The sequence below is a fragment of the Polaribacter gochangensis genome (genome assembly GCF_046224025.1).
Taxonomy (GTDB): domain Bacteria; phylum Bacteroidota; class Bacteroidia; order Flavobacteriales; family Flavobacteriaceae; genus Polaribacter; species Polaribacter gochangensis.
In genome coordinates this window covers 1-267 of record NZ_JBJXRF010000030.1, presented here as the reverse complement: position 1 = coordinate 267, position 267 = coordinate 1, and the positions used below count along the sequence as shown (strand labels likewise).

1 pseudogene is annotated in these 267 nt (G+C 23.2%); it reads left to right on the top strand.

Annotation, left to right across the window (positions count from 1 at the left end):
* Nucleotides 1–267, top strand: a pseudogene (locus ACEWL1_RS12135) (endonuclease MutS2); the annotation flags it as partial.

Below are 267 nucleotides of genomic sequence, written 5' to 3'. Positions count from 1 at the left end.
TTGCTCAAAAAAATGGTATTCAGTTTAGTTTAATCAACCAAGCAAAAAAACGAGTTGAGACAGAGAAAATACGATTAGATAAAACCATTTATAAACTACAAAAAGAGCGTAATCGCTTGCAAAAAAATTCTGACAACTTAGAAAAACAAGTTTATAAAGTAAAAGAAAATGATAATATTTTACAAAAAAAAAAAAAAAAAATACAAAATAAAATAGCTGATTTTCAATATTTGTACGATATCAATAAAAAAATGCTAACCATTTGTA